The 26143-nt window shown below is 37.1% G+C and carries 21 protein-coding genes; 16 read left to right on the top strand and 5 right to left on the bottom strand.

Translation table 11 applies throughout. The features are described from left to right. Positions 1-37: 37 nt before the first annotated feature. The 5 genes from HND50_12105 to HND50_12085 all read left to right on the top strand — a co-directional run bounded on the left by HND50_12105 (position 38) and on the right by HND50_12085 (position 7424). A complete protein-coding gene (locus HND50_12105) occupies positions 38-1762 on the top strand; it encodes a DUF4397 domain-containing protein (GenBank protein NOG45974.1) in 1725 nt (574 codons plus the stop codon). Between the two features lie 145 nt (positions 1763-1907). Next, positions 1908-3323, top strand: coding sequence for an SDR family oxidoreductase (locus HND50_12100; GenBank protein NOG45973.1), 1416 nt, complete (start codon positions 1908-1910; stop codon positions 3321-3323). 4 nt (positions 3324-3327) lie between these two features. Further along, complete coding sequence (locus HND50_12095) at positions 3328-3798, top strand: SRPBCC family protein (protein NOG45972.1); 471 nt, start codon at positions 3328-3330, stop codon at positions 3796-3798. Then, on the top strand, positions 3795-5075 hold the full coding sequence (locus tag HND50_12090) for a deoxyribodipyrimidine photo-lyase (protein ID NOG45971.1): 1281 nt from the start codon (positions 3795-3797) through the stop codon (positions 5073-5075). Before HND50_12095 ends, HND50_12090 begins: the two co-directional genes overlap by 4 nt. Positions 5076-5096: 21 nt before the next feature. Beyond that, positions 5097-7424 carry a TonB-dependent receptor gene (locus HND50_12085; protein NOG45970.1) on the top strand — a complete coding sequence of 776 codons (2328 nt, stop codon included), beginning with the start codon at positions 5097-5099 and terminating at the stop codon, positions 7422-7424. A 62-nt stretch (positions 7425-7486) separates the two neighbouring features. Here HND50_12085 and groL read toward each other — a convergent pair whose 3' ends face one another. After that, on the bottom strand, positions 7487-9130 hold the full coding sequence (groL, locus tag HND50_12080) for a chaperonin GroEL (protein ID NOG45969.1): 1644 nt from the start codon (positions 9128-9130) through the stop codon (positions 7487-7489). Between the two features lie 502 nt (positions 9131-9632). Here groL and HND50_12075 point away from each other — a divergent pair. From HND50_12075 to HND50_12055, 5 genes are all read left to right on the top strand, one after another. Further along, positions 9633-10415, top strand: a complete 783-nt coding sequence (locus HND50_12075) for a hypothetical protein (protein ID NOG45968.1) — start codon at positions 9633-9635, stop codon at positions 10413-10415. Then, positions 10415-11482: a HAMP domain-containing histidine kinase gene (locus tag HND50_12070; GenBank protein NOG45967.1), complete on the top strand. Its 1068-nt coding sequence runs from the start codon at positions 10415-10417 to the stop codon at positions 11480-11482. Before HND50_12075 ends, HND50_12070 begins: the two co-directional genes overlap by 1 nt. Before the next feature lie 25 nt (positions 11483-11507). Next, positions 11508-13205 carry an acyl-CoA dehydrogenase gene (locus HND50_12065; GenBank protein ID NOG45966.1) on the top strand — a complete coding sequence of 566 codons (1698 nt, stop codon included), beginning with the start codon at positions 11508-11510 and terminating at the stop codon, positions 13203-13205. Positions 13206-13587: 382 nt separating this feature from the next. Then, positions 13588-14793: a T9SS type A sorting domain-containing protein gene (locus tag HND50_12060; protein NOG45965.1), complete on the top strand. Its 1206-nt coding sequence runs from the start codon at positions 13588-13590 to the stop codon at positions 14791-14793. Positions 14794-15040: 247 nt separating this feature from the next. After that, positions 15041-16504, top strand: a complete 1464-nt coding sequence (locus HND50_12055; GenBank protein NOG45964.1) for a hypothetical protein — start codon at positions 15041-15043, stop codon at positions 16502-16504. 1 nt (position 16505) lies between these two features. Here the strand turns inward: HND50_12055 and HND50_12050 are convergent, their stop codons facing one another. Next, entirely contained in the window at positions 16506-17207 is a 702-nt protein-coding gene (locus HND50_12050) for an HAD family phosphatase (GenBank protein ID NOG45963.1), read from the bottom strand. Between the two features lie 247 nt (positions 17208-17454). Between HND50_12050 and HND50_12045 the strand changes: the two genes are divergently transcribed. Further along, the gene (locus HND50_12045) at positions 17455-19413 is read left to right on the top strand and encodes a tungsten formylmethanofuran dehydrogenase (GenBank protein ID NOG45962.1); all 1959 of its coding nucleotides are present in this window, start codon (positions 17455-17457) and stop codon (positions 19411-19413) included. A gap of 119 nt (positions 19414-19532) precedes the next feature. Continuing rightward, the gene (locus HND50_12040) at positions 19533-20771 is read left to right on the top strand and encodes a 2-oxo acid dehydrogenase subunit E2 (GenBank protein NOG45961.1); all 1239 of its coding nucleotides are present in this window, start codon (positions 19533-19535) and stop codon (positions 20769-20771) included. Between the two features lie 139 nt (positions 20772-20910). On the opposite strand, the gene HND50_12035 is transcribed toward HND50_12040, so the two are convergent. After that, positions 20911-21993 carry a T9SS type A sorting domain-containing protein gene (locus HND50_12035; GenBank protein NOG45960.1) on the bottom strand — a complete coding sequence of 361 codons (1083 nt, stop codon included), beginning with the start codon at positions 21991-21993 and terminating at the stop codon, positions 20911-20913. 377 nt (positions 21994-22370) lie between these two features. Between HND50_12035 and HND50_12030 the strand changes: the two genes are divergently transcribed. The 3 genes from HND50_12030 (at position 22371) to HND50_12020 (ending at position 24300) form a co-directional block, all read left to right on the top strand. Continuing rightward, positions 22371-22703, top strand: coding sequence for a (2Fe-2S) ferredoxin domain-containing protein (locus HND50_12030; GenBank protein ID NOG45959.1), 333 nt, complete (start codon positions 22371-22373; stop codon positions 22701-22703). Positions 22704-22819: 116 nt separating this feature from the next. Beyond that, positions 22820-23899 (top strand): aminomethyl transferase family protein, encoded by a 1080-nt coding sequence (locus HND50_12025; GenBank protein NOG45958.1) that lies wholly within the window; start codon positions 22820-22822, stop codon positions 23897-23899. 14 nt (positions 23900-23913) lie between these two features. Beyond that, positions 23914-24300: a DUF2203 domain-containing protein gene (locus HND50_12020; protein NOG45957.1), complete on the top strand. Its 387-nt coding sequence runs from the start codon at positions 23914-23916 to the stop codon at positions 24298-24300. A 3-nt stretch (positions 24301-24303) separates the two neighbouring features. Here the strand turns inward: HND50_12020 and HND50_12015 are convergent, their stop codons facing one another. Together HND50_12015 and HND50_12010 are read right to left on the bottom strand one after the other, a co-directional pair. After that, positions 24304-24705: a type II toxin-antitoxin system VapC family toxin gene (locus tag HND50_12015; GenBank protein NOG45956.1), complete on the bottom strand. Its 402-nt coding sequence runs from the start codon at positions 24703-24705 to the stop codon at positions 24304-24306. After that, on the bottom strand, positions 24689-24937 hold the full coding sequence (locus HND50_12010; GenBank protein ID NOG45955.1) for an AbrB family transcriptional regulator: 249 nt from the start codon (positions 24935-24937) through the stop codon (positions 24689-24691). Before HND50_12010 ends, HND50_12015 begins: the two co-directional genes overlap by 17 nt. A 133-nt stretch (positions 24938-25070) precedes the next feature. Between HND50_12010 and dusB the strand changes: the two genes are divergently transcribed. Beyond that, on the top strand, positions 25071-26123 hold the full coding sequence (gene dusB / locus HND50_12005; GenBank protein ID NOG45954.1) for a tRNA dihydrouridine synthase DusB: 1053 nt from the start codon (positions 25071-25073) through the stop codon (positions 26121-26123). The last annotated feature ends 20 nt before the right edge of the window (positions 26124-26143 follow it).

Genomic DNA, 26143 nt, shown 5'->3' with positions numbered 1-26143 from the left:
GTCTGCAAAATTGGGCGGGTTTTACTTTGGAGGAGAAATGAAAAACTTATCAAAATTATTTTACATCTTTTTATTAACAATTGGTTTAGGATATTCGCAAACAGCTCGTCTTCAAGTTATTCACAACGCAGCTGATCCTGCTGCTGAAAAGGTCGATGTTTATTTAAACGGTAGTATTTTACTTGATGATTTTGCTTTCAGAACAGCCACTCCCTACATCGATGCACCGGCTGGAACTACAATTAATATTGGAATCGCACCCGGAACTTCAACAAGTGTTTCTGACACTTTAAAAAACTTCCCATTAGTATTAGCAGAAAATGAAACATACGTTGCCATGGCCAATGGTGTTTTAGACCCTGCTTCTTTTGAAGCGAATCCAGATGGGCGTTCCACAGCTTTTACATTGTTTATCAAAGCAATGGCCCGCGAAGCTGCTACAAGCGACAAAGTAGATTTCTTTGTAGTTCACGGTTCCAGCGATGCACCAACCGTTGATGTTATTGCGCGTGATGTAGCGACTTTGGTAGACAACGCCGCTTATGGTGACATTACAGATTATATTTCAGTTCCTGCAGGCAGTTATATTTTAGATGTAACCCCTGGCGAAGATAACAATACAATCGTAGCCACATTTAATGCCGATCTTTCAGGTTTAAGTGGCGGTGCAGCTGCTGTGTTTGCATCTGGTTTCTTGAGCCCTGATAACGATCAGAATGGTGCGGGTTTTGGAATTTTTGCCGCCTTGCCAACGGGTGATGTTGTTGGCTTTGAAGCTTTGACAACCGCGCGTCTTCAGGTAATCCATAATGCTGCTGATCCAGCTGCGGCAAATGTAGATGTCTATTTGAATGGTGGCATTTTGCTCGACGATTTCGGTTTCAGAACAGCTACACCTTATATCGATGCACCTGCTAACCAGGTAATAAATATTGGTGTTGCCGGAGGTACAAGTACTTCTGCTGCTGATACTCTGAAGAATTTTGCTCTAAACTTAAAAGCTGGTGAAACATATGTTGCCATGGCCAATGGTGTTTTAGATCCAGCGTCTTTTGAAGCCAATCCAGATGGGCGTTCAACTGCATTTACATTGTTTATCAAAGCAATGGCCCGCGAAGCTGCTACAAGCGACAAAGTAGATTTTTTTGTAGTTCATGGTTCCAGCGATGCACCAACCGTTGATGTTATTGCCCGTGATGTAGCAACTTTGGTAGACAACGCCGCTTATGGTGACATTACTGATTATATTTCAGTTCCTGCAGGCAGTTACATTTTAGATGTAACACCCGGCGAAGATAACAATACAATTGTTGCTACATTTAATGCGGATCTGTCCGGATTAAGCGGTGGCGCTGCTGCTGTTTTCGCATCCGGTTTCCTATCGCCGGATAATGATCAGAATGGTGCGGGTTTTGGAATTTTTGCAGCCTTGCCAACGGGTGATGTTGTGGAGTTTGGTATTATTACATCTATTGAAACAATAGGTGAAGCTATTCCTTCAAAATTTGAATTGAAACAAAATTATCCAAATCCCTTTAATCCATCAACTACGATTAATTTCAACCTGGTTTCAAATCAAAAAACAACATTAAAAGTATATGATATTAGCGGACGTGAAGTAGCTGAACTATTGAGTGATAATTTATCTGCTGGAAGCTACTCAATAAATTTTGATGCAAGTAATTTAAGTTCAGGCATTTACTTTTATAGTTTACAAACTGGAAATATTGTTGAAACAAGACGCATGACATTAGTTAAGTAGTGTCATGTGTTAAGAGGGGGAACCAAAGAAGCAGGCGTTGTTTTTGACGCCTGCTTTCTTTAAATAATAATACTGACATAAACTATTTTAAATCTATTTTTATTGAACCAAGTTTTCTTTAGGGTTTTGTGAGACTATCTGAAATATGAAAATACTTATCACCGGAACAACAGGATATATAGGTAAAAGGCTTCTAATGAAGTTACTGGAAAATGGACACGAGGTAATCTGTTGTGCTAGGGATAAAAGTAGGTTCAATACCCCTCAAGAATTCAAAAATCAAATAGAAGTTTTGGAAACGGATTTCTTAAACAGGTCATCCTTATCAAAAATCCCAAAGAACATTGATGGCGCTTATTACCTGATTCACTCAATGTCGTCGGGAAATAATTTCCAGGAGCTCGAGAAAAAATCAGCAAAAAATTTTAGAGAAGCTTTGTCTAATACAAATGTTAGGCATGTGGTTTATCTATCTGGTATTGTAAATGAAAGTACTTTATCAAAGCATCTAAAATCCAGAAAAGTTGTTGAAGAGGAATTGGCGCTCGGAGACTATCATTTAACGACTCTTCGTGCAGGAATTATTATTGGCTCTGGTAGTGCATCGTTTGAAATAATTCGTGATCTGGTAGAAAAACTGCCAATTATGATAGCTCCAAAATGGTTAAATACGAAAAGCCAGCCAATCGGAATTCGTGATGTAATAAGTATTCTTATTAACACTCTTTTTAATGAAGCCACTTTTAACAAAAACTTTGATATTGGTGGACCTGATATAATTTCATATAAAGATATGCTGCTGGGATATGCAAAAATAAGGCAGCTTAAAAGGTGGATATTTACTGTTCCGGTAATGACGCCACAGCTTTCTTCATATTGGTTGTTTTTTATCACTTCTACGTCATTTAAACTTGCTGTTGCTTTGGTAAATAGTATGAAAATAGAAATTGTATGCAGAGAAAGTGATATCAATAAAATTTCTTCAGTTACACCCGTTGGTTATCAAGAAAGTTTGAAACGCACCTTTTCGGCATACGAAAAAAAGGAAATAGTTTCAGGGTGGCGTGATTCACTGGTCAGTGGAAATTTTAACCGTAATCTTTCTGATTTTTTCCAGGTTCCAACATTTGGCTGTTTTGTTGATAAGCGCACTATTTCTATTAAAGATCATAATCGAACGCTAAATAAAATCTGGCAAATTGGCGGTGACACCGGGTGGTATTATGCTAATTGGCTTTGGGGCTTTCGGGGTGTAATAGATAAACTGTTTGGCGGAATTGGGTTAAGGCGGAGCCGCACTTCTATGAACAGAATTAATCCTGGTGATGCGATTGATTTTTGGCGGGTAATTTATGCCGATCGTTTTGCTGGAACGCTTTTGCTGTTTGCAGAAATGAAGTTACCGGGAGAAGCATGGCTGGAGTTCAAAATTGAAAATAAAATTTTATTCTTAACTGCTACCTTTCAACCAAAAGGTCTTTTAGGAAGACTGTATTGGTATGCTTTAGTACCTTTCCACAATATAATTTTTAATGGCATGATAAAAAGAATAGCGAGTTAGTTTTATGGCAGTTTTTCAGTTTTATAAAGAACAAAAAATATCGGCTTCTATAGATAAAGTGTGGGATTTTATTTCATCACCATATAATCTTAAACGTATAACCCCAGAACATATGCAGTTTAATATTACATATAGAAACTTGGCAGCAAAGATTTATCCCGGGATGATTATTCATTATACAGTTAAACCACTTTTAGGTTTAAAGATGACTTGGGTTACAGAAATCACACATGTAAAAGAAGGTGAATATTTTGTGGATGAACAGCGCGTTGGACCATATAAAATATGGCATCACGAACATAAGCTGGTCGAAATTGAAAAAGGTGTATTGATGACTGATTTGATAACTTATGAGCCGCCATTTTCAATTCTTGGGAAAATAGCAAATAAACTGTTTATTCAAAGAGATCTTGAAAAAATATTTAATTACAGAACACAATCAATGATTAAAATATTTGGTGAGTATACAAAATGAGAATAAATATTTTTTGGTTTAGGCGAGATTTAAGGTTCGAGGACAATATTGCATTATATCATGCGCTCTCTTACGGATACAAAGTACTTCCCATATTTATTTTTGATCAAAATATTCTCAACAAACTTGAAATAACCGATCCACGCGTAAATTTTATTTATGACACACTACATTTGATGAATAATGAATTAAAAACACATAAAAGTGGTCTCAAAATATTTTTTGGTGATCCTTATAAAGTTTGGCAAAAAATAATTTCGGAATACCAGGTAGCAGGAGTTTACACAAATAAGGATTATGAACCATATGCGCGAGACCGGGATGAAATAATCAAAACATTGTTGGAATCAAATAATATTGATTTTTTTACATATAAAGATCAGGTGTTGTTTGAGGAAAATGAAATTTCAAAGGATGATGGAAATCCGTATACAGTTTTTACACCGTATAAAAATAAATGGTTAAGATCTTTTGACATTCCAAGTATACTGCCTTTACCGAGAATTCGGTTTCAAAATTTCTATAACTTTGTGGGAGATTTTCCAGAAATATCGGATATAGGATTTTACAGGTCACAAATAAAAGTTTTAGATTTTGATTTATCTGATTTAGAAAAATACCATCATACCAGGGATTTCCCCGCTGCTGATGGAAGCAATTTAGGTCCACACCTGCGCTTTGGAACCATAAGTATCAGGAAAATAATAGAACAATTAAAACCCGGAACGGAAATATTTTTAAGTGAATTAATCTGGCGCGAATTTTTTAAACAAATTCTTTTTCATTTTCCAAGGGTAGTAAAAGGAAATTTTAAAACAAAATATGATAAGATTGCCTGGTTAAACAATGAAAGGGATTTTCAAAAATGGTGTAACGGAGAAACTGGATACCCAATAGTTGATGCCGGAATGCGCCAGCTAAATGAAACGGGATATATGCATAATCGTGTAAGGATGATTACGGCAAGTTTTCTTGTAAAACATTTACTGGTTGACTGGCGTTGGGGAGAGGCATATTTTGCAACTAAATTGTTGGATTATGACCTTTCTTCCAATAACGGGAATTGGCAATGGGCTGCTGGAACTGGATGTGATGCTGCTCCATATTTCCGTGTTTTTAACCCATTAGAGCAAGCAAAAAAGTTTGATAAGAATAATGAATATATTATTCGTTGGTTACCGGAATTCAAAAATAATCAAAACTACATCGAACCCATTATTGAACATTCGTTTGCCAGGAAACGGGCACTTGAAACATATAAAGCCGGGTTGACTTAATAAATTATACAGGAATAAATAATGTTAAAAAATGCAGTTATACTCTCCCTGATAATACCAATAGTACTATTTGCCCAAAGTGGGAAGATAATTGGATCGGTTGGTGACGAATCTACAAAAGAGGCTCTTTTCGGGGCGAATATTGTTGTTTTGGATGAGAGTCTGGGTGGATCAAGCGCGGAAGATGGAACATTTATAATAAACGATATTCCGGTTGGATCATATAGAATTGAAGTATCTTTTATTGGATATGTAAGCCAAACTTTTACAGATATCATCGTGAGGTCAAGTAAACCGGTAACGTTGAAAATTGAATTAAAACCACAAAATCTTGAGAGCGAAGCAATAGTTGTAAGTGCGGGTTATTTTAGTGAAGAGAAACTGACCCAATCGAGCGTTTTCAATTTACAGCGAGAGGAAATTCGCCGTTTTCCTGGGGGCTTTGAAGACATTGTGCGAACAGTGACTGTGTTACCCGGAATTAGTATCAATCCTGCAGGTGGAAGAAATGATTTACTGGTAAGGGGTGGTGGCCCATCGGAAAATTTGTATATAGTTAATAATATTGAAGTTCCAAATATCAATCATTTTAATACGCAAGGATCCAGTAGCGGCAGTTTAAGTTTTATTAATCTCGATTTTGTTGACGATGTGAAATTTTCAAGTGGTGGTTTTGCTGCCCGCTATGGCGAGAAAATGTCTTCGATTTTAGAGTTAAATATGTCCCAGGGCCGTGAAGATAGGTTCGGAGGAAAAGCACTTGTTTCGGCAACTCAGTTTGGATTAAATATTGAAGGTCCACTTCTACAAAATGGAAACTATATTTTTTCAGCTCGAAAAAGCTACTTGGACCTTATTTTTAAAGCAGCCGGTTTACCATTCATTCCTGTTTATACGGATTATAATTTAATAACCAATTATCAAATCTCTCCGGCAAATTCTCTTTCTTTTCTTAGTCTTATCGCAGTGGACAATGTAGACAGAAATCTGGATAACCTTGAAAACCGTACTAAAAATGCCCGCCTTTTGGATAACCAGCAAAACCAATTTATAAATGGGATGAACTGGCGTCATTTACATCAAAACGGTTTTTCTGATGTAACACTTAGCGCAACCTTGTTTAGTTATAGATTTAGCCAGGCGGATAACAATAGCATTGAATACTTTAACAGCAAAGCGGATGAATTGGAATATGCTGCTAAATTCCAAAGCTTCTCGAAAATAAACTCAGATTTAGATCTACGATTTGGATTGACAGCCAAATTATTAAATAACAATAATAATACAACATTTGCGGACTCTATATTTAACAGGAGTGGAAAGAGAATTGCTGTAAATGATTTGGGGATTAATCAAAAACAAATAATTGATTTATGGTCGCAAAACTATGCAGCATTCGTAGAAACTAATTGGAACCTCAATAAAAACATTAATTTAAACCTAGGTTTAAGAATTAATTATTATAAAGTTTTGGAGGTTCCATTTTATGTCGCGCCACGTTTGGGTTTAAAATTTCAATTAAATGAAAAGCAATCATTTAAACTCAATTATGGTGATTACTACCAGGCGCCATCTAATGTCTGGTTAATTAATTCCAAAAATAAAAACTTGACAGCGCTCCAAAATCGAATGACCATTTTAGGATGGGATTATTTAGTTGCTTCGGATGTACGCTTAACTACCGAGCTTTATTATAAGAAGTATTCAGGATTACCAGTTGGAATTTTACCCGGCAGGACAGATTATATTGTAATGTCCAATACGGGTTCCAGTTATGGTGGTGTAGAAGATGACTTTCAATCGTTTGGCTTTTTTGATTTGAAACCAGAAGGAACGGGGCAGGCCTATGGATTTGAAATTCTTCTTCAAAAGAAATTTTCCGACGTTCCTATATATGGGAAGGCAAGTTATTCTTATGGAAAAAGTGAACTTAAAGCCTTTAACAGAAAAACATATCCAACACGTTTTGATCAACGCCATATCTTCAATATATCCGGTGGGTACAAGATTGGTTCAAAGTGGGAAGTAAGTGGGAAATTTAGTTATTTTTCAGGAATACCCTACACGCCGGTGTATATCCCATCAAAAAATGAAACATCTCCTGGATCTATCCAAAATTTACCTGAAGAATATCTTTCTAAAAGATTGGATAGTGGGCATCATCTTGATATTCGTGCCGATCGTTATTTTTATTTTAATAATTGGACTTTAATAGCATTTATCGATATACAAAATGTTTACAATTTTAAAATTCCAATTCGTCCACAATATGATTTTTGGGAAGATAAAATTAAAACCTCCAGTTCTCTTGGAATATTACCGTCAATAGGAATTAGCGCTGAGTTTTAAGGCAAAAAAAACCTTCCAGGTTTTTAATCCCGGAAGGTTACTTTTTTTATCGAGAGTTATTTTTAGTACATACCGCCCATACCGCCTGGCATACCACCACCCGGAGGCATAGCTGGCATAGCCGGAGCAGACTCTTCAGGCTTGTCGGTAATCAAGGCTTCGGTCATTAATAACAATCCGGAAACTGAGGCCGCATTTTCCAAAGCACTGCGTGTAACTTTGGTCGGGTCCAAAACACCGGCTTTGATAAGGTCTTCATACTCTTCAGTTGCTGCGTTGAAACCAAAAGCATCTTTGCCTTCTTTTACTTTATGCACGATAACGCTGCCTTCCAAACCGGAGTTGGCAACAATCTGACGCATCGGCTCTTCCAGACTGCGGCGTACGATATCCACACCAATTTGCTGGTCGCCATCAAGCTTTAAACCATCCAATGCTGCAATCGAGCGAAGCAGGGCAACACCGCCACCGGGAACAATTCCTTCTTCAACAGCCGCACGGGTAGCATGAAGCGCATCTTCAACGCGGGCTTTCTTTTCTTTCATCTCAACTTCTGTGGCAGCGCCAATTTTGATTAGCGCAACACCGCCGGCCAATTTTGCCAAACGCTCCTGCAACTTCTCACGGTCATAATCAGAAGATGTATTTTCAATTTGTGAACGGATCATGCTGACACGGCCTTTGATGTCATCACCAGAACCGGCACCTTCAACAATCGTAGTGTTGTCTTTATCGATGGTCACTGTCGCGGCAGTTCCCAAATCATCCAGAGAAGCACTTTCCAGTTTAAAACCGGTCTCTTCGGAAATCACACGGCCGCCGGTCAAAATGGCGATGTCTTCCAACATGGCTTTGCGACGATCACCAAAACCAGGCGCTTTAACCGCAGCAACTTTTAATGTACCGCGCAACTTATTTACAACCAACGTAGCCAATGCTTCGCCATCAATATCTTCCGCGATGATCATCAGCGGTTTGCCTGTCTGGGCACTTTTTTCAAGGATCGGCAGCAGGTCTTTCATAGCGCTGATCTTTTTGTCATAGATTAAAATATTCGGGGTTTCCATAACCGCTTCCATGCTTTCGCTATCGGTTACAAAATATGGGGAAATGTATCCACGGTCGAACTGCATACCTTCCACAACATCCAGGCTGGTCTCGATAGACTTGGCCTCTTCAACAGTGATCACGCCGTCTTTGCCCACTTTGTCCATGGCATCGGCAATTAAATCGCCAATGGTCGGATCGTTGTTGGCAGAGATAGAGCCTACCTGGGCGATCTCTTCTTTACCGGCCACATCGCGTGACATGCCTTTAAGGTTTTTTACTACTTCCAAAACGGCTTTATCAATCCCGCGTTTTAGTTCGGTTGGGTTAGACCCGGCGATAACATTTTTGAGGCCTTGTGTAAAAATGGCCTGCGCCAAAACGGTTGCAGTTGTTGTTCCGTCACCGGCCACATCGCTTGTTTTAGAGGCAACTTCTTTCACCATCTGTGCGCCCATGTTTTCAAATGAGTCATCGAGTTCGATTTCTTTGGCCACTGTCACGCCGTCTTTAGTAACGGTTGGTGCGCCAAACTTTTTATCGATAACCACATTTTTGCCTTTTGGGCCAAGGGTCACTTTCACAGTACGGGCCAGTACATCGATCCCTTTTTTTAACTTGCCGAACGCTTCGGCATCAAATAATATCTCTTTGGACATCTGGTCTTCCTCCAATATTTTTATATTTAATTATATCTGATATTTGTGAGAGCTATATTCTCATGAAGTCAGGTAATTTAAGTTCAAGATTAGTGCTTTTCAAGATTATATGATATCAATCTGAAAAGATAAGTTTAAAATTAGATAATTGCATGATTTAATAGATACAAAAAAGTTATAAATATGCCGGATTAATTTTTGTAATTTGAGACTATCTGGAAAAGATAATCTATATGGGAACATAATTATTTTTTTAAGTGTTATATATAATATTAAATATGGGTGATATGGAGGGGTTGCTTATTTTTCACCAGGCCTCCTTAAAATTTGCAGCCTCTCCATTTTTTTTTTGACGAATCTCACAGTTCAGGAAAAATTCCACAAATCATTTGTATTTAGATATTTCAATTGCCTATCTTACTTAACACTACTCAAAAATCACTTCACAAATTCAACACTATTATTTATTCTGTGTATTAATAAATCCTAAAGAAGGGGAGCTATGGATTTAAAAAATATATTGTTTGAAATAAAAAACTCAATTGCCATAATAACTGTAAACCGACCTGAAAAACTAAATGCTCTAAACGAAGCTACCATCAAAGAGCTTGGATTGGCAATAAATGAAGTCGAAAATAATTCCGAAATAAAAGCAGCCATATTAACCGGAGCTGGGGAAAAAGCATTTGTTGCCGGTGCTGATATCAGTGAGTTAAGCAAGTTGGGTATGATTGAGGCAACAGAGGCTTCAAAACTTGGGCAGCGGGTGTTTTCACAATTTGAGATGTGCAGCAAACCTGTTATTGGCCTTATAAATGGATTTGCTCTTGGTGGCGGATGTGAACTGGCAATGTCTTGTCATTTTCGCATTGCCTCTAATGAAGCCCGTTTCGGACAACCGGAAGTTAATCTTGGTTTGGTGCCGGGTTATGGGGGAACACAACGGTTACCACGAATTGTTGGGCGTGGTATTGCTTTGGAATTGTTATTATCTGGTGATATGATTTCTGCTCAGCGTGCGTATGAGATTGGCTTGGTTAATAAAGTTGTGGAGCAAAAAGATTTGCTTGATGAGGGCTTAAAAGTACTCTCCAAAATTATTTCCAAAGGCCCGATTGCTGTTAAATATTGTATCGAGGCTGTACACCATGGATTAAACAGTTCTTTGGAAACAGGCTTAGAAATGGAAGCTAATTATTTTGGAATGGCTTTTGGCACGGAAGATAAGGAAGAAGGAACTTCGGCATTTCTCGAAAAACGTAAAGCAAAGTTTCAGGGTAAATAATGCAACTGGATAAACAGAAGGCATTAATCCTTCAAACATCGGATGAAACTGCCGCAAACCACCTAACCGCGGTTTTATCTGAGTTGGATATCCCATATAAGGAACGACAAAACTTTGATGATTTAAGATCTGTGATGTATGAAGAGAAATTTGAGACACTGATTCTTTTTATACAAGACATAGAATCAAAAGAGTTGGCCTCCTTTTTTAAAAGTATTGATAAAGAGAAAGAAACTCTCCTAATATTTGGCATTGGACCAAAACATAAAACAAAACCTGTATATTTTGATTTTTATATCACTGATGAAGAAATAATCGATTCAGTAACTCTTTATCCTGTATTGGAAGGCATTTTTGAAATAACCCAAAAAGTAAAAAACCAGTCCGAATTATCCAGCATGCTTATTCATGATATGCGATCGCCAATGCAAAGTATTCTAAGTTACCTGGAGCTTTTACAGGGCGAAGTATTTGGCGTTCTAAATGACGGTCAGCAGCAGATGATAAAAAACAGTCTCCGTCTGCAAGATCAGATTTTGGATATGCTGAATGAACTTGGCGATGTAATGCGTTTTGAAAATAAAACCTTTCAATTATTCAAATCCAAGTTTAAAGTAAAAGAATTATTGCAGGAAGTTGTCCAGGCTTTATGGATCCAGGCCGATAAAAAAAATATAAAATTTAGTATCTCAATTTCCGACGAAGAGCGTGTAATTTTTGCAGATCGGCTTGCCCTTAACCGGGTTTTTACAAACGTTCTTTCAAATGCAATTCGCTTTTCACCAAAAAATGGTGCTGTCCGTATAGATTGCCTTTGTTCTCATTCCACAGATGGTAAAACATCGTGCCAGGTAAAAATAACAGACAGCGGGCCCGGGATTAAAGAAGAAGATGCGGCCCTGATTTTTGACAAATTTTATCGTATCCGCCGTTTAAAAACCTCCAAAGGTTTTGGCCTGGGACTCTATGTATCAAGATTGTTTGTTGAGGCCCACGGCGGAAAAATTGGTGTCTATAATAATCGTGAAGGCGGCTCTACATTTCATTTCCAGATACCGGTTCTTTAAATAAAACAATCTTTTGGAATTCACCATGTTACTTAACCCCAAAACAGAATCATTTGATCATCTTGATGAAACCAGCCGGGAACTAATCAAAAAAACTATCCAATTTTTTGAAGACCGGGGTAAGGAGCGTCTTAAAAAAGATGATCATGAGCGGATATGGTACGAGGATTTTTTAAATTTCGTAAAAGAGGAAAAGCTTTTTGCCACTTTTCTAACCAATCAACCAGGAGAAACAGGATCTATCCGCTGGGACACAACCCGCAATTGTGTAATAAATGAAATTCTCGGTTTTTATGGCTTGAGTTACTGGTATACCTGGCAGGTAACTATTTTAGGCCTTGGCCCGATCTGGATGAGTGGCAATGATTTAGTTAAAACCAAAACTGCAGAATTATTACAACAAGGTGCAATATTTGCTTTTGGTCTCTCAGAAAAAGAGCATGGCGCCGATCTTTATTCCAGTGAAATGAAATTGACAGAAACTACCTCTGGCGAATACCTCGCTGATGGTAGTAAATATTATATTGGAAATGCCAATAAAGCCGCTCTCGTTTCTACCTTTGGTAAATTTGATAAAAGCGATGACGATTATGTTTTTTTTGTTGTTGATCCACAACATGAAAAGTATGATCTGGTTAAGAATATTGTTAATTCTCAAAACTATGTAGCTGAATACAAACTTCAGAGCTATCCGGTTAAAGAAGAGGATATACTTTCTAAAGGCCGTGATGCCTGGGATACATCTTTAAATACTGTCAATGTTGGCAAGTTTAATTTGGGTTGGGCATCGATTGGTATTTGCACACATGCGTATTACGAAGCATTGAACCACGCTTCCAAACGGAACCTGTTTAATCATTATGTTACAGACTTTCATCATATAAAACTTATATTTGTAGATGCCTATGTACGCTTAATTGCCATGAAACTTTTTGCTTCCCGGGCGATTGATTATATGCGATCTGCTTCTAAAAAAGATAGACGCTATTTGCTTTTTAATCCTATGGTAAAAATGAAAGTAACAACCCAGGGCGAAGAAGTTATGGATTTGCTGTGGGATGTTATTGCGGCCAAAGGTTTTGAAAAAGATATGTATTTTGAAATGGCGGTACGTGATATCCGTGCCTTGCCTAAGCTGGAAGGAACGGTGCATGTAAATATGGCCCTGATTATCAAGTTTATGGCAAATTACTTTTTTAAACCGGGACAGTTTCCGGAAATAGGATCGGTAAATCAACCAGCCAATGATGATTTTTTATTTAATCAGGGAGCAACAAAAGGCCTAAGCAGAATAAAATTCCATGATTATAAAATTGCCTATAACAGTATAAATCTTCCAAATATTAAAATCTTTAAGCGCCAAATTCGTCAGCTAAAAATATTATTGGCGGTTGCACGTCCAGGCAAAGAACAGATCAAGGATTTTGATTTCCTTCTTAACCTGGGTGAGTTATTTACTTTGGTTGTCTATGGGCAGCTTATTATAGAAAATACGAATCTCTGCAAAGTTGATCATGATCTTGTTGACCAGATATTTGATTTTATTATTCGTGATTTTTCGAAGTTTGCTTTAAACCTGCACAACAAAACCAATAGCACTTTTTTGCAACGGAAAATCTGTAAACGTATGATTCAAAGGCCGGCTGTTAATACTGAAAGATTTGAAAAAATTATGAAAAATTATGTGATGTCATCGGCCAATATTTATGAAATGAATAAATGAATCCAAACAAGTTGTCTCGTAAGCTTTCCCGATTATAATTATGTTTTTGTTCAATTTAATCCAGGGATTTTGGAGTCTGTTAAACACATGTTTGTTTCTTCCTTAAACGTTTGAACGTGATATTTTTGTGTAGGTTTTTAGAAATTTAATTTTTTCAAAAAAGAATTAATTAAAAATGTCAAATTTGGAAGAGAACATCTATTATACATTTAACAAAACAATAGAGAAAGTTAGTTAGATGAGATATATATCACACAATTCGTTTTGAAATGTTAGAGTTTTTTGAAAAGCTGGATTTTTTTAAACGTTTCATATATATTTGTAATCCTTTCAATCTCTTGCTTTTAGAACTAAACACTTATATATACTTTTTGGAGGTTTTATGACTAAACTTGCTACTGTTTTATTATTCCTACTTTTTTGTACCACTGGTTTTAGCCAACTTGTTATTTCAGAAATAATGCAAAATCCTGATGAAGTTACTGATGCAAACGGAGAATGGTTTGAACTGTATAATCCTACAGGCTCTCCAATTGATATTAATGGGTGGAGAATTTTTGATAATGGAAGTGATTCTCATGTTATTACTAATGGTGGGGCACTCAACGTCCCGGCAGGTGGCTTTTTAGTATTAGGTAGGAACGGTGACACTGGGACAAACGGAAACCTTCCTGTTGATTATGTTTTTTCTGGTACAAGCTTAGGCAACGGCGCTGATGAACTTGTACTTGAGGATGATTCCGTAATCCCTGTTGAAATTGACCGTGTTGAATGGGATGGTGGAACTAGTTGGCCTGATCCAACTGGTGCTTCAATGGTTTTTACTGGAGACGCTGTAACAGATAACAATGTTGGTGCAAATTGGACAACTGCTACATCAAGAGAATCTAATTATGGTGCCGGATCGGATTTAGGTTCACCAGGTTCAAATGGTTCTGATCAAGCTTTGCCAATCGAACTTTCTTCTTTTGTAGCAATTGGTGGAGACAATGAAGTAATTCTTAACTGGAGCACTGCTTCTGAAATTGATAACCAGGGATTTGCTATTATGCGCTCGGCGGCAAAAGATGGCGAATTTGATGAGATAGATTCTTATGTTGGAAATAGTGAGTTAAAAGGAGCGGGTACGTCTTCAAACCAAAATGATTACACATATATTGATGAAAGTGTATTTAATGGAGAAACCTACTGGTATAAACTAGTGGATATTGATATGAGTGGTGTTCGCACAGAACACGGTCCAATATACGCAACTCCTCATAGCGCTGAAGTTAAAGAAGTTAATAGTTTTGTTCCGGCAGACTTTGCCATGTACCAAAACAAACCAAACCCGTTTAATCCTTCTACAACTATTAAATTTGACGTTCCTGCACTTCGTGAAGGAGCTATAAATGTTAGCCTTACAGTTTATAATTTATTAGGTCAGAAGGTTGCTACTCTTTATGAAGGTGTAGTGGATGCCGGTACTTATGAAACTGTATGGAATGGATTAAATGATTCAGGTAACCAGGTTCCTTCTGGCATTTATGTTTATCAGATTGTTTCTGAAAACTTTTCACATTCTATGCGGATGACATTGGTTAAGTAAGTAATACTTTACAAAAACTTTTATTTTTAAAAGCCCCGTTTTCGGGGCTTTTTTTTGTGTACTAAACTCTTCTTAACCTTCCCATATTGAGAATTTGGAAAATTGAAAACGCCCATTCATTTTTTTTCTGATACTTTGTTTAAATTAAGAAAATATTTTATCTGCTGAAAACCTCTAGTCGTCTTATTGTGTGCTTGCAAACATTGGAGAGTCAAACTATATTTTATGTATTGTCTTAGGATTTATCATGAAAAATTTTATACTATTCTTAATTTTGCTGATTATACTTTCGTGTAGCCAGGATAAAACGGTTTCACCGGATCTTAATGACGAAATTTTTATTTATGGGTTAATCGGAACTGAAGAAAACTTGAATAAGCCGGACTCAAGCAACAAATGGGTTTATATTCGTCTTTTTGGCCATCTGGATAACACAAATATTCAAGGCAAAGTAGAAGGAAGTAACAATTCAATAATCCTGCATAAAAGCATTAACAGTGAAGAAATAGTTTTCAGAAACCATGAAACGGATAACCAATTTGATACCGGCAAAAACTATAGTTTAATACTTGAAAACGGATCCAACTCTTTTTCGGGGCAATCTTTGGTTTTACCAAAAATACAATCTTCAATTGATACTGTTTCCAATAATAGACTGCAAATATGCTGGGCAGATATCGATGCTGATTTTTACAGCATTAGAATAAATGCTTATCCAAAAATCTTTGAATTTCAAACAAGCGGTCTGGTTTATGATTTACCGATGGATAGTTTGTTAAATAATCAAACAGAAAATGAATTTATTAAAATTACAATCGCAGGTTTTAAAGGGCTAATCTCCGGTAATAATGATAAGGGAAATATAGAAGGGGCTCATGGATATATTTTCAGTTATTCTCAGCAGATATTTTTGTACAATCTCAGTAACGGATTGGCAAAGAATATTTTTGACGAAGATGAAAAGCAGGAGCATATTGACCAGGTTATCGAATCGATCCGTACAGAAAACATTAAGATAAATAATACCGGGATTAATTATTTATTTGGGTATACACGGGTTCAACAGGACATTAATTCGTTAAAATTAAATAGCCTTGTTTTAGCTGAACCACTTAATGCCATTTCAAATATTTTGGTCAAAGCCGATACATTGGAATTTGGATATTCACCCTGGGCAGGATTTTACCAGGCAGCGTTTCCACCAACAATTACTACTCAGGTAAAACACGATTCAATGGCGATTGATCTCAGAATCAATAATCTATCTGACAGTACCAAGCTTAAGTTAGTTACAACCTTTTCTTTGAAATCACTTACTATAAATGACAGTTCTCTTTTTCCCCTAAAAATTAACTGGACTGATCAGAGAAACAAGGATTATAGCCTAATTATTTTTAGCTGGCTCACGGAAGATCTTGAACAAATAGAATCTCAAATATATTTTAGTGAAGCAGATTTTATTGAAATAAATGAACCTTTAGGTAATAGCGCTTTTGTATATGTTGAGGTTTATGCAATCGCAGGCGACAATCCATTGCATGGTGATAAAGCGACTTTTCCGGAACTAAACCATTATGTTTTTTCTTCAAAACGATGTAGCAATCCATATTTAATTTCACTGGCAACTGGGGCTTTAAGTAATATCCCGCCTGATTTTCCTATTAAAGAAAATAACCTGGATGAATTAATTCAAAAGAAAATGGAAAGATGAACTAGTGCTCGTAAAGTAGCTCAACCAGATCATGAATTGTTTCTAAAATCATATCCTGCCCATGAATATCTTCAATATTAAAATAGGGGTTTTTTAAGGCCAGACAGGTAATCCCGGCAGACTTGGCACTGCTTATTCCGGATTGTGAATCTTCTATTGCAATGGCAGATGATGCATTGATTTTTATGTTTTTCAAAGCTTTTTTATATATGTCCGGTGCCGGTTTTTTATGGTCAACTGAATCACCGGAAACAATTGTGTTAAATACAGCCGAAAGATCAATATCATTTTCGTTATTATTTTTAAGGCTTTGCAAAATAGCTTCTATCTGGTTTTGATCGGAAGAAGAGGCAAGCCCAATTTTAAGATCATTATTTAAACAGTAATCAATCAAATCAGCAATGCCGGAAATAGGTTTTAAAGAAGTTTCGTTAATTAAATTTATATAAATAGCATTTCGCTCATCAATCAGGTTCTTAAAATCTGTTGGCCTGAATTGCGGATATTTTTTTATAAGCATTTTGAAATTTTCTTCAACAGAATGACCAATCATACTTATCAAGAATTCCTGATTTGAATCGATATTATATTTTTCAAGAAATATTTTAAAAGCCTGCATATGGATTGGCTCGGTATCTACCAATACACCGTCCATATCCAGGATTATTGCTCTTAAGTTTTTTAGCCAGTTATGAATTGCCAAGTTTTTTCCTCCTGTTAAATCATAAATGTAGCTTTTTTGGCAATACTAAATCAAAATATTAACTTTTATAATTTAGTTGAAAACGAGTCACATGATTTCGTATTTTATAATCTGCCAATAATGCGGAATTAAAATAAAACAATGGATGTTATTTTTTAAAGCACTTTAAGGAGAACTGTAAAGTATGGCTGCACAAAAAAAACTTGCAGGATTAAATAAAGATACATTATTAAAACTTCACAAAAATATGGTTATCTCGCGCTTTCTGGATGATAAGATGATGATCATGCTAAAACAGGGTAAAAGTTTTTTCCATATTGGTGCGTCTGGCCACGAAGCAATACAAACTGCGGCAGCTTTTGCCATGAAACCGGGTTATGATTATTCTTATCCATATTATCGTGATTTAACTTTTACTTTGCAATTTGGAATGAGCCCTTATGAAAACATGCTTCTTTTCCTTGCCCGTGCTGATGATCCCAGTTCCGGCGGAAGGCAAATGTCCAACCATTATGGCCATGCAGGGCATAATATAGTTTCTCAATCCAGTTCTACAGGGACACAATATTTGCAGGCAGTAGGCTGTGCTATGGCCTCAAAAAAATTGGGCAGTGACGAAATTGTTTATGTCTCATCCGGTGAAGGAACAACAAGTCAAGGGGATTTTCATGAAGCACTTAACTGGGCGTCGCGCGATAAATTGCCGGTAATTTTTGTAATCCAAAACAATAAATATGCTATTTCAACCCACGTCTCCCAACAAACAACGGGCGGATCAATTTCACAAATCGGTTCCGGTTACCCAGGGTTAGACACTCACAGGGTTGATGGAACAGACTTTTTTGCTTCTTATGAAATAATGAAAAAGGCAGTTGCTTACACCCGCTCCGGGAAAGGACCTGTTTTAATTGAGGCAGATACTGTCCGCCTTATGCCGCATTCCTCATCCGATTCCCAAAAAAAATACCGTACAGCCGAAGAGTTGGAAGCTGATAAGAAAAAAGATCCTATTATTGGGTTTGAAGCTGAGCTGGTAAAAAATAAAATCGTATCTCTTGAAGATTTAGAAAAACTTAAAAAACAATATAAGCAAGAAGTTGACCAGGCGGCTGAAGAAGCAGATGCTCAGCCTCATCCTGAGGACGATTCTCTTTACAGCCATTTGCTTACGGAAAAAAATGATGACAACCTTGAGTATGAAAAAACTGAACCGTCTGGTGACAGGGTCGTTTTGGTAGATGCTGTTAATCATGCTTTGAAAGAAGAGATGGCGTTAAATGAAAAGATGTATGTATTTGGCCAGGATGTAGCCGATGGTAAGGGCGGTGTTTTTACAGCAACCCAGGGTGTTTCATCTCAATTTGGTGCAGAACGCTGTTTTAATGCGCCTTTGGCCGAATCTAGCATTGTTGGTGTTGGGATTGGTCTTGCTACCCGGGGTTTAAAACCGGTTGTGGAAATTCAGTTTGGTGATTATATCTGGACTTCGATGATGCAGATTCGAAATGAGCTGGCAACCATGCGCTGGCGTTCCAATGGAAATTGGAGTTCCCCGATGGTTATTCGTGTTCCTGTTGGTGGATATATTCATGGGGCGCTTTGTCATTCACAAAATATTGAAGCCTTTTTTGCACATCTTCCGGGTATTAAAATTGCCTATCCATCAAATGCAGCGGATGCAAAAGGATTGCTAAAAACGGCTATTCGTGGAAATGATCCTGTTTTATTTTTAGAGCATAAAGGATTGTACCGCCAGGCTTATGCAGCAAGCCCTGAACCGGATGCAGATTACCTTTTGCCTTTTGGCAAAGCACGAGTTGTTCAGGAAGGCGAAGATATCACTGTAATTACCTGGGGAGCCTTGGTTCAGAAATCACTTGAAGCAGCACGGGAAATGGCAAAACAGGGCATTAGTATTGAGATAGTCGATATTCGTACAATTAATCCACTGGACACAGAAACGATTTTAGCTTCTGTTAAAAAAACAAGCAAGGTTTTAGTTGCCCACGAAGATAACCGTTTTCATGGATTTGGTGGTGAGGTTGCGGCACATATTGCCGAGTTTGCTTTTGAACATTTAGATGCACCTGTTAAACGATTGGGAGGGGAAGATACTCCGGTTCCATTTAATGCAAAAATGGAGGAGATTTGTTTGCCTCAAACAAGCTGGATTTTAGAAGCATTGAAAGAACTGGCAGAGTATTAAGTATTAATATTTTATTGTCACTCAGAGCGAAACAGAGTGTAGCGAAGAGTCTCACAACCGCAGTGGATGCTTCGTTCCTCAGCATGACACTTTAAGATTAAATTATTAAAAGGAAGAAAATGCAATTTGAAATGTTAATGCCCAAAATGGGCGAATCGATAATGGACGGCACCATTCTTAAATGGATAAAAGGTGTTGGCGATACAGTTGATAAAGATGAAATTATCCTGGAGATAAGCACTGATAAAGTGGATTCAGAAATCCCTACACCGGTTCCAGGGAAAATTACCAAATTAATTGCCCAGGAAGGTGACACGATTGATGTTGGCCTGCCAATCGCAATAATCGAAACCGAAAGTGATGTTGCCTCCGAGGTGCCAATCAAAGAAGAAAAACAAGAAAGCCCATCCGATATTGAGCAACCTGTTGTAGCTAAAACTGTAGAACCTGTCGCTACATCAAAAATCATTAAACCAAGCGGTATGCGATTTTATTCACCGGTGGTTATGAACATTGCCAATGAAAATGGTATTTCTTTTGCTGATTTGGAAACAATTCCCGGAACAGGATTGAATGGGCGGGTTACAAAAAAAGACATAACAAAATTTATTGAATCTGGTCCGGCATCTCAAAGTGGGCAATCAACTGAGTTTATTGGAAGCGATGGAATTGAAATTATTAAGATGGATCATGTGCGCAAATCAATCGCCAAACACATGGTCGAGTCCAAACAAACTTCTGCGCATGTAAGCATTTATACCGAAGTGGACATGAATAATATTTCCAAAATCCGCGATCGCCATAAAAAAGCTTTTAAAGCCAAAGAAGGATTTAGCCTGACTTATATGCCTTTTATCGCAGAGGCAACAATCAAAGCGCTGAAAGAATTTCCAATGCTGAATGCTTCCATTGATGGTGAAAATATTCTGGTAAAACATTTTGTAAATCTGGGTGTTGCTGTGGCCGTGGAAAATGGTTTGCTGGTGCCCAATATTTTTGGCGCCGATGAACGCAACATTACCGGATTGGCGCGCGCAGTTAACGATTTGGCTTTGCGTGCCCGTACCAAAAAACTCAAACCGGATGAACTTTCCGGCGGAACATTTTCTATTTCCAACTTTGGGGTTTATGGCACAACCATTGGCTTCCCGATTATCAATCAGCCGCAGGTGGCCATTTTGGGTGTTGGCGCAATAAAGAAAAGACCTGTCGTTATAAACGATGCCATCGCTATTAGGCCAATTTTATATGTCTCCCTGACAATTGACCATCGTTTGATTGATGGTGCGATGGGCGCTCAATTTTTGCAAAGAATACAGCAAATGCTGGAAGAGTATGATCCGGATATGCAGATTTAGGCCTGATGTCATTCTGAGTGAATGTTTTTTGAACGAAGAATCCCATGAAAGTAAAGAAAAAAAAGGGCATGGTAAATTCTATGCCCTTTTAATATTGAATAAAAAATATAGTGCTTATTTACGTTTAGGAAATATTTCCTTATTTTAACAATGTAACTTTCAAAGTTTTGTCTATTGTGGCTCCCCTTACTTTTATAAAATAAATCCCAGAAGACCAGTTTTGCCCATTCAGTTTAAAAGAGTGATCACCAGAAGGTAAATTACCTGAATAAATATTTTTTACTATCTGCCCGCTGGTATTAAAAATGTTAATATCAAAATATCCCACATTTGAGTTTGTAAACTGCAAAGTAAAGGATGGATTAAATGGATTGGGAAATGCTTTAAGCGCGAGAGTTTCAGGATAAAAACTGTTTTCTTCAATCGTAGAGATCAGGTCATAATTATAAGCCGTTCTTGACTCCATATCCCAGGAAGTCTCATTCCAGCGTTTTGATTCAAGATAATCGGGGTTGCCGTTTTCATCGTAAAAAAGGGTATTCCAATATTCATTCAGCCATTGTGGTTCAGGGCCATCAAAACTAAAACTATAATAATCTGTTAATTTCCCTTCATTGAACTGAAATGACATTTTATAATAATTCGACCACTGTTCTCCGTCCCAACGTTCAGTCAACCTCTCCGAAGGATTACCAAGACTGTCGTAGTAATGGTGCGTAATAACATTGTCAAACCATGTTGTATCAATTGGGAATTGCAGAATTTCTTCTGTAAGGTTATTTGAAAGGTCATATATAAAAGTATCACGATAGGCTAAAATCCAACCTGCCTCACTGTTTTGAAAATGCAGGTTTAAAAGTGGCTTGTTTTCCTCATTAAATATGATGCTGTCTTTGCGGGATTCCAACCACTCTTCGCCGTTTGCAAAATAATAAAGGGTTTTATGGCGGTTTCCGTTTGTATTGTAAAAACGGGTTTCTTTATCACTCTTAACCCAAGTAGAGGATTCATAGAAATAATCCACGGCACTTTCAAGGTTACCATCTGGATAAAATGAATACACATAACGGGAATAAGGCTGCCAGCTTTGGTTAATATATTCCGATTTTACAGCTTCGGTTAATTGATATGGTTTTGTCCCAAAAAGAAGGGAATCGAAAAAGGCATTTCCTTGTGCAAAGATAATATTCGCAATTAAAAGTATTCCGAAAATTATTTTCATTATATCCTCTTTAATTAAAGTTTATTAAAAAATGAGATTCCAAAAGATTCTGTTATTGGGTTCGCTTTTATTATTTTGGCCAAAAGAAAAAGAAATCGCGAAAAAAATGAAAACTATAATTAACCAATAAATTTTTCGAGTTGCCATTAAACCCTCTCATCCGATTCAGTTATTGATTTCAATTTAGTAAAAAAACATACATAAGTTACTAAGTTACCTCTACAAAAGAAATACTTAATTCATCTTTTTAAAGTCATTTGTGGCTTGATATTTTGATGCCGAAGACATCTTAATTTTTAGGGTTTTATAAAACAGGAATAATTTATGCAATTTTTTAATTATCAAAATTATAGTTCTGTTATTGGAGCCCTCTGAAAATGCCGAATTTGAAAAAACATATTTTTATTTGTGAAAATGAAAGACCTGAAGATTCGCCCAAAGGATGTTGTGCCAGGAAGGGCGGAGCGCAATTAAAAAAAGTAATGAAACAGAAGCTGGCCGAAAAAGGAATCCATAAAACTTACCGTGCAAATTCCGCCGGTTGTCTTGATGCTTGCGAACATGGCATTGCGATGGTAATTTACCCGCAGGCTATTTGGTACGGCCATGTTCAGGAATCTGATATTGATGAAATTATTGAGAAAACAATCCTGAAAGATGAGGTTATCGAGCGCCTGTTAATTGATCCTTCTACAAGATCAGGAAGATAAAAAGTGTCAATCACCGACTGGTCGGTATTTATAACCTGTATGTTTTCAGGCCGCCGATAGGCGGATCAGTCTACTGACTGGTAGGAATTTAAAGATGTTATACTTAGGCATAAAAAATGAAAAAACTACCGTTACATAAATTCCATGAAAAACTGGGTGCGCAGTTTGTTGATGTGCGTGGCTGGACTATTCCATCAAGCTACTCTGCTGTTGATAAAGAGCTGGATGCAATAATTAACCATGTCGGTCTGCTTGACAGAAGCTATCTTGGAAAAATATTTGCCAAAGGAACAGACGCAACAGATTTGATAAACCGCATTTCAACAAATGATATGAACCAGCTTATTATGGGCGCAATGTGCGATACGGTTTTCTGTTCTCCAAATGGCCGTATAATTGACTATGCCAAAGTTTTACAATATGATGAAAGCTTGTTGCTAATTTCCAGTTACATTGATAATGACCACTTGATGGAGTGGATAAACCGTTTTATTATTTTGGAAAATGTAGAGCTGGAAGATTGCAGCGATAAATTTCTGTGGTTGACATTGCTCGGCCCGGAAGCAGGTGCTTTTATCCACGAATTAAGCGGCACTAAAACTATAGATCAGCCGGAAACAATTTGGCTGGAGCGCGATGGAATTAAATTTCCGGCCCTGATTAATACAAATCTGAAGGTTCCGGCTTATAATTTTTGTCTGCCGATTAACTCGGGTGAAAGTATTTTTAAATGGATAGCAGATTCACTGGAAAAGTTTAATGGAACACTTATTGGAGACCATGCTTTTCAAATTATCCGTGTAGAAAGCGGTATGCCGGATTGGGGATCTGAACTGACGGAAGAATATAATCCGCATGAAGCAAGGCTAATTGAAGCTGTAAGTTTTACGAAAGGTTGTTACACCGGCCAGGAAGTAATTGCCAGGCTTGATACTTATGATAAAGTACAAAAATATCTGATGATTATTGAGTTGCAGGAGCAGATTTTTGCCGAACCTACTTTTGATATTTTCTATGATAATAACAAAATTGGTGTTCTGACCAGCCATGTTTATAATCCCGAAAACAAACGTAGTATCGGTTTGGGATATATTAAAAAAAATTTAACAGTTGCTGATTTTGACCTGACTGTTGAAGTTTTGGTGAGCGGCAAAATGATCCCGGCAAAGTTAAGAATTCCCGTTTCAAATATTTAATTTTTGTTTAGAACATGCATTATCAAAAACATTTTACTTTGGAAGAAGCCCGCCATCATATCCCGGAATTACGCAAAAAATTAATTATCATTCGCAATCTTTCGTTAAAACTGAAAGCAATTGGTTTTGATATTTATAAGGGACAATATAAACAGGGTTTTCATCCCGGAACATTGAGAGAATTTCCATCAGATTTTGAAAAAATAAAGCAACTTATAAAAAAAATATATGATCTTGGAATAGAAGTAAAAGGAGTGGAACAAGGCCTTGTCGATTTTCCTGCTATCCGCGCAAATGGTGAAGAAGTTTATTTATGCTGGAAAATGGATGAAGACGATATCGAGTTCTGGCATCGTATCCCGGATGGAATAAAAGGGCGCCGGCACATAGATGATTTTTAAAACTTAACTCAATAATCGGAAGTTCTTACTTTGTGATGCTTTTTTATCAAAAGTGATTGTTGTTGCTGAACTATTTATTTTTCCAATCTGGCCAATAAGGTAATCTGCAAAATCTCCGCTATAGATTTCATATTCTCTAATAGCTTCAAATATTATTTGTGAGTACTGAATATTAAACTCTTCAGAAATCAAAATCAGTTTTAGGGTTTCTATAATTGATTTTTTTGGAAAATTGTAGCTTCTTTGCAATACCCAAACTAATTCACACAGTACAATATGGGAGATAAAACCAGGATTTTCTTTAGTACAGTTTTTGGTAATAAAAGTATAGGCTTGTTTAGATTGTTGAGGGTGATCGGCAACAATGAATCGGACCAGAATATTTGTATCAATCCCGTAAACCATTACTTGCACCTCCTTTTATTGCCTCATCCATTTCTTCCAGGGAAACAGGTTCCTTTAATGGTGATTTTAAAAAACCATATAATGCTTTACTGGAAATTCGTTTTGTTGATAGTTCGACATGACCGTTTTTACTAATAAAAAACTGGATGGAATCTCCTGTTTTTAATTTAAGGTAATTTCTGATTTTTTTTGGGATAGTAATTTGCCCTTTGCTTGATAGTGTCGCGTTCATTTTTTCTTCCTTATAATTTCTTACCAAAAAGTAAGGAAAATAACTCGCGATTTCAACTTTTGTTTTTTTATATTCTTCTACCATAAAACACAGTTTTTTTTTATATTCAGGCATTTTTAAGAGAAATAAGATAATGACAATTAAGTACGGAAAATATGAAATAGATAAAGGGCTGTTCCTGGCGCCAATGGAGGATGTCAGCGATTTTCCTTTTCGCATGATTTGTAAAAAACTGGGTGCCGATGTGATGTATTCGGAGTTCATAAGCTCTGAAGCATTGATCCGTGATGCTGAAAAGGCTTTTAAAAAAATGACTATTAAACCGGAAGAACATCCGATTGGTATTCAGATTTATGGAAACCGGATTGAAGCGATGGTAGAGGCTGCACAGATCGCCGAAGAGAAAGGCCCTGATTTTATTGATATAAATTTTGGTTGCCCTGTAAAAAAAGTGGCTTTAAAAGGTGCCGGCTCCGGATTACTTCAGGATATTCCAAAAATGATAAAAATGTGTGAAGCCGTTGTCCGTGCAGTTGAACTTCCGGTTACAGCTAAAACCAGGCTTGGGTGGGATGCGGATTCTATAAGCATTGTGGATATAGCCAGGCAAATGGAAAGTGTTGGGATAGAAGCATTGGCCATTCATGGCAGGACACGCGCACAGCAATACAAAGGCGAAGCTGATTGGGACTGGATTGCCAAAACAAAACAAGCTGTAAATATGCCGATTATTGGTAATGGCGATATTATTGAACCCCAACAGGCCATTGATTATCTGGACAAATATGGCGTGGATGCTGTTATGATTGGACGCGGAGCCATCCATAATCCCTGGATTTTTCGGGACGCGAAAGCATATAGAAAAACAGGAGTTGTCCCGCCAATGCCTTCGGTTGAGGAACGTGTGGAAATCCTGAAAGAACATTATAAACATACCGTGGAATACAAGGGCGAAAAACGTGGTGTAAGGGAAATGCGAAAATATGTAAGCGGGTATTTAAAAGGTTTACCGCATATTTCTAAATTTCGTCAAAAGATAGTTCGGATTGATAAACTATCAGAGGTTATAGAAATGCTGGAAATGTTAAAAGCAAATCCTCATATCCGGGACTTAATGCATGAAATGGCTGAAGAAGATAGTGCAGCATTAAATATGACATGTAATGTGGAGAGTGAAAATTGTTGATGGTGTTATTTCGACAAGCT

The organism is Calditrichota bacterium, from assembly GCA_013112635.1.
Lineage (GTDB): Bacteria > Calditrichota > Calditrichia > Calditrichales > J004 > JABFGF01.
Note: the sequence above shows the minus strand (reverse complement) of the source record. Positions and strands in the feature narration are given on the sequence as shown.

Coding starts and splice junctions, on each gene's coding strand:
- HND50_12105 (NOG45974.1), top strand. CDS start 38: ATGAAAAACTTATCAAAATTATTTTACATCTTTTTATTAACAATTGGT.
- HND50_12100 (NOG45973.1), top strand. CDS start 1,908: ATGAAAATACTTATCACCGGAACAACAGGATATATAGGTAAAAGGCTT.
- HND50_12095 (NOG45972.1), top strand. CDS start 3,328: ATGGCAGTTTTTCAGTTTTATAAAGAACAAAAAATATCGGCTTCTATA.
- HND50_12090 (NOG45971.1), top strand. CDS start 3,795: ATGAGAATAAATATTTTTTGGTTTAGGCGAGATTTAAGGTTCGAGGAC.
- HND50_12085 (NOG45970.1), top strand. CDS start 5,097: ATGTTAAAAAATGCAGTTATACTCTCCCTGATAATACCAATAGTACTA.
- groL (NOG45969.1), bottom strand. CDS start 9,130: ATGTCCAAAGAGATATTATTTGATGCCGAAGCGTTCGGCAAGTTAAAA.
- HND50_12075 (NOG45968.1), top strand. CDS start 9,633: ATGGATTTAAAAAATATATTGTTTGAAATAAAAAACTCAATTGCCATA.
- HND50_12070 (NOG45967.1), top strand. CDS start 10,415: ATGCAACTGGATAAACAGAAGGCATTAATCCTTCAAACATCGGATGAA.
- HND50_12065 (NOG45966.1), top strand. CDS start 11,508: ATGTTACTTAACCCCAAAACAGAATCATTTGATCATCTTGATGAAACC.
- HND50_12060 (NOG45965.1), top strand. CDS start 13,588: ATGACTAAACTTGCTACTGTTTTATTATTCCTACTTTTTTGTACCACT.
- HND50_12055 (NOG45964.1), top strand. CDS start 15,041: ATGAAAAATTTTATACTATTCTTAATTTTGCTGATTATACTTTCGTGT.
- HND50_12045 (NOG45962.1), top strand. CDS start 17,455: ATGGTTATCTCGCGCTTTCTGGATGATAAGATGATGATCATGCTAAAA.
- HND50_12040 (NOG45961.1), top strand. CDS start 19,533: ATGCAATTTGAAATGTTAATGCCCAAAATGGGCGAATCGATAATGGAC.
- HND50_12035 (NOG45960.1), bottom strand. CDS start 21,993: ATGAAAATAATTTTCGGAATACTTTTAATTGCGAATATTATCTTTGCA.
- HND50_12030 (NOG45959.1), top strand. CDS start 22,371: ATGCCGAATTTGAAAAAACATATTTTTATTTGTGAAAATGAAAGACCT.
- HND50_12025 (NOG45958.1), top strand. CDS start 22,820: ATGAAAAAACTACCGTTACATAAATTCCATGAAAAACTGGGTGCGCAG.
- HND50_12020 (NOG45957.1), top strand. CDS start 23,914: ATGCATTATCAAAAACATTTTACTTTGGAAGAAGCCCGCCATCATATC.
- HND50_12015 (NOG45956.1), bottom strand. CDS start 24,705: ATGGTTTACGGGATTGATACAAATATTCTGGTCCGATTCATTGTTGCC.
- HND50_12010 (NOG45955.1), bottom strand. CDS start 24,937: ATGAACGCGACACTATCAAGCAAAGGGCAAATTACTATCCCAAAAAAA.
- dusB (NOG45954.1), top strand. CDS start 25,071: ATGACAATTAAGTACGGAAAATATGAAATAGATAAAGGGCTGTTCCTG.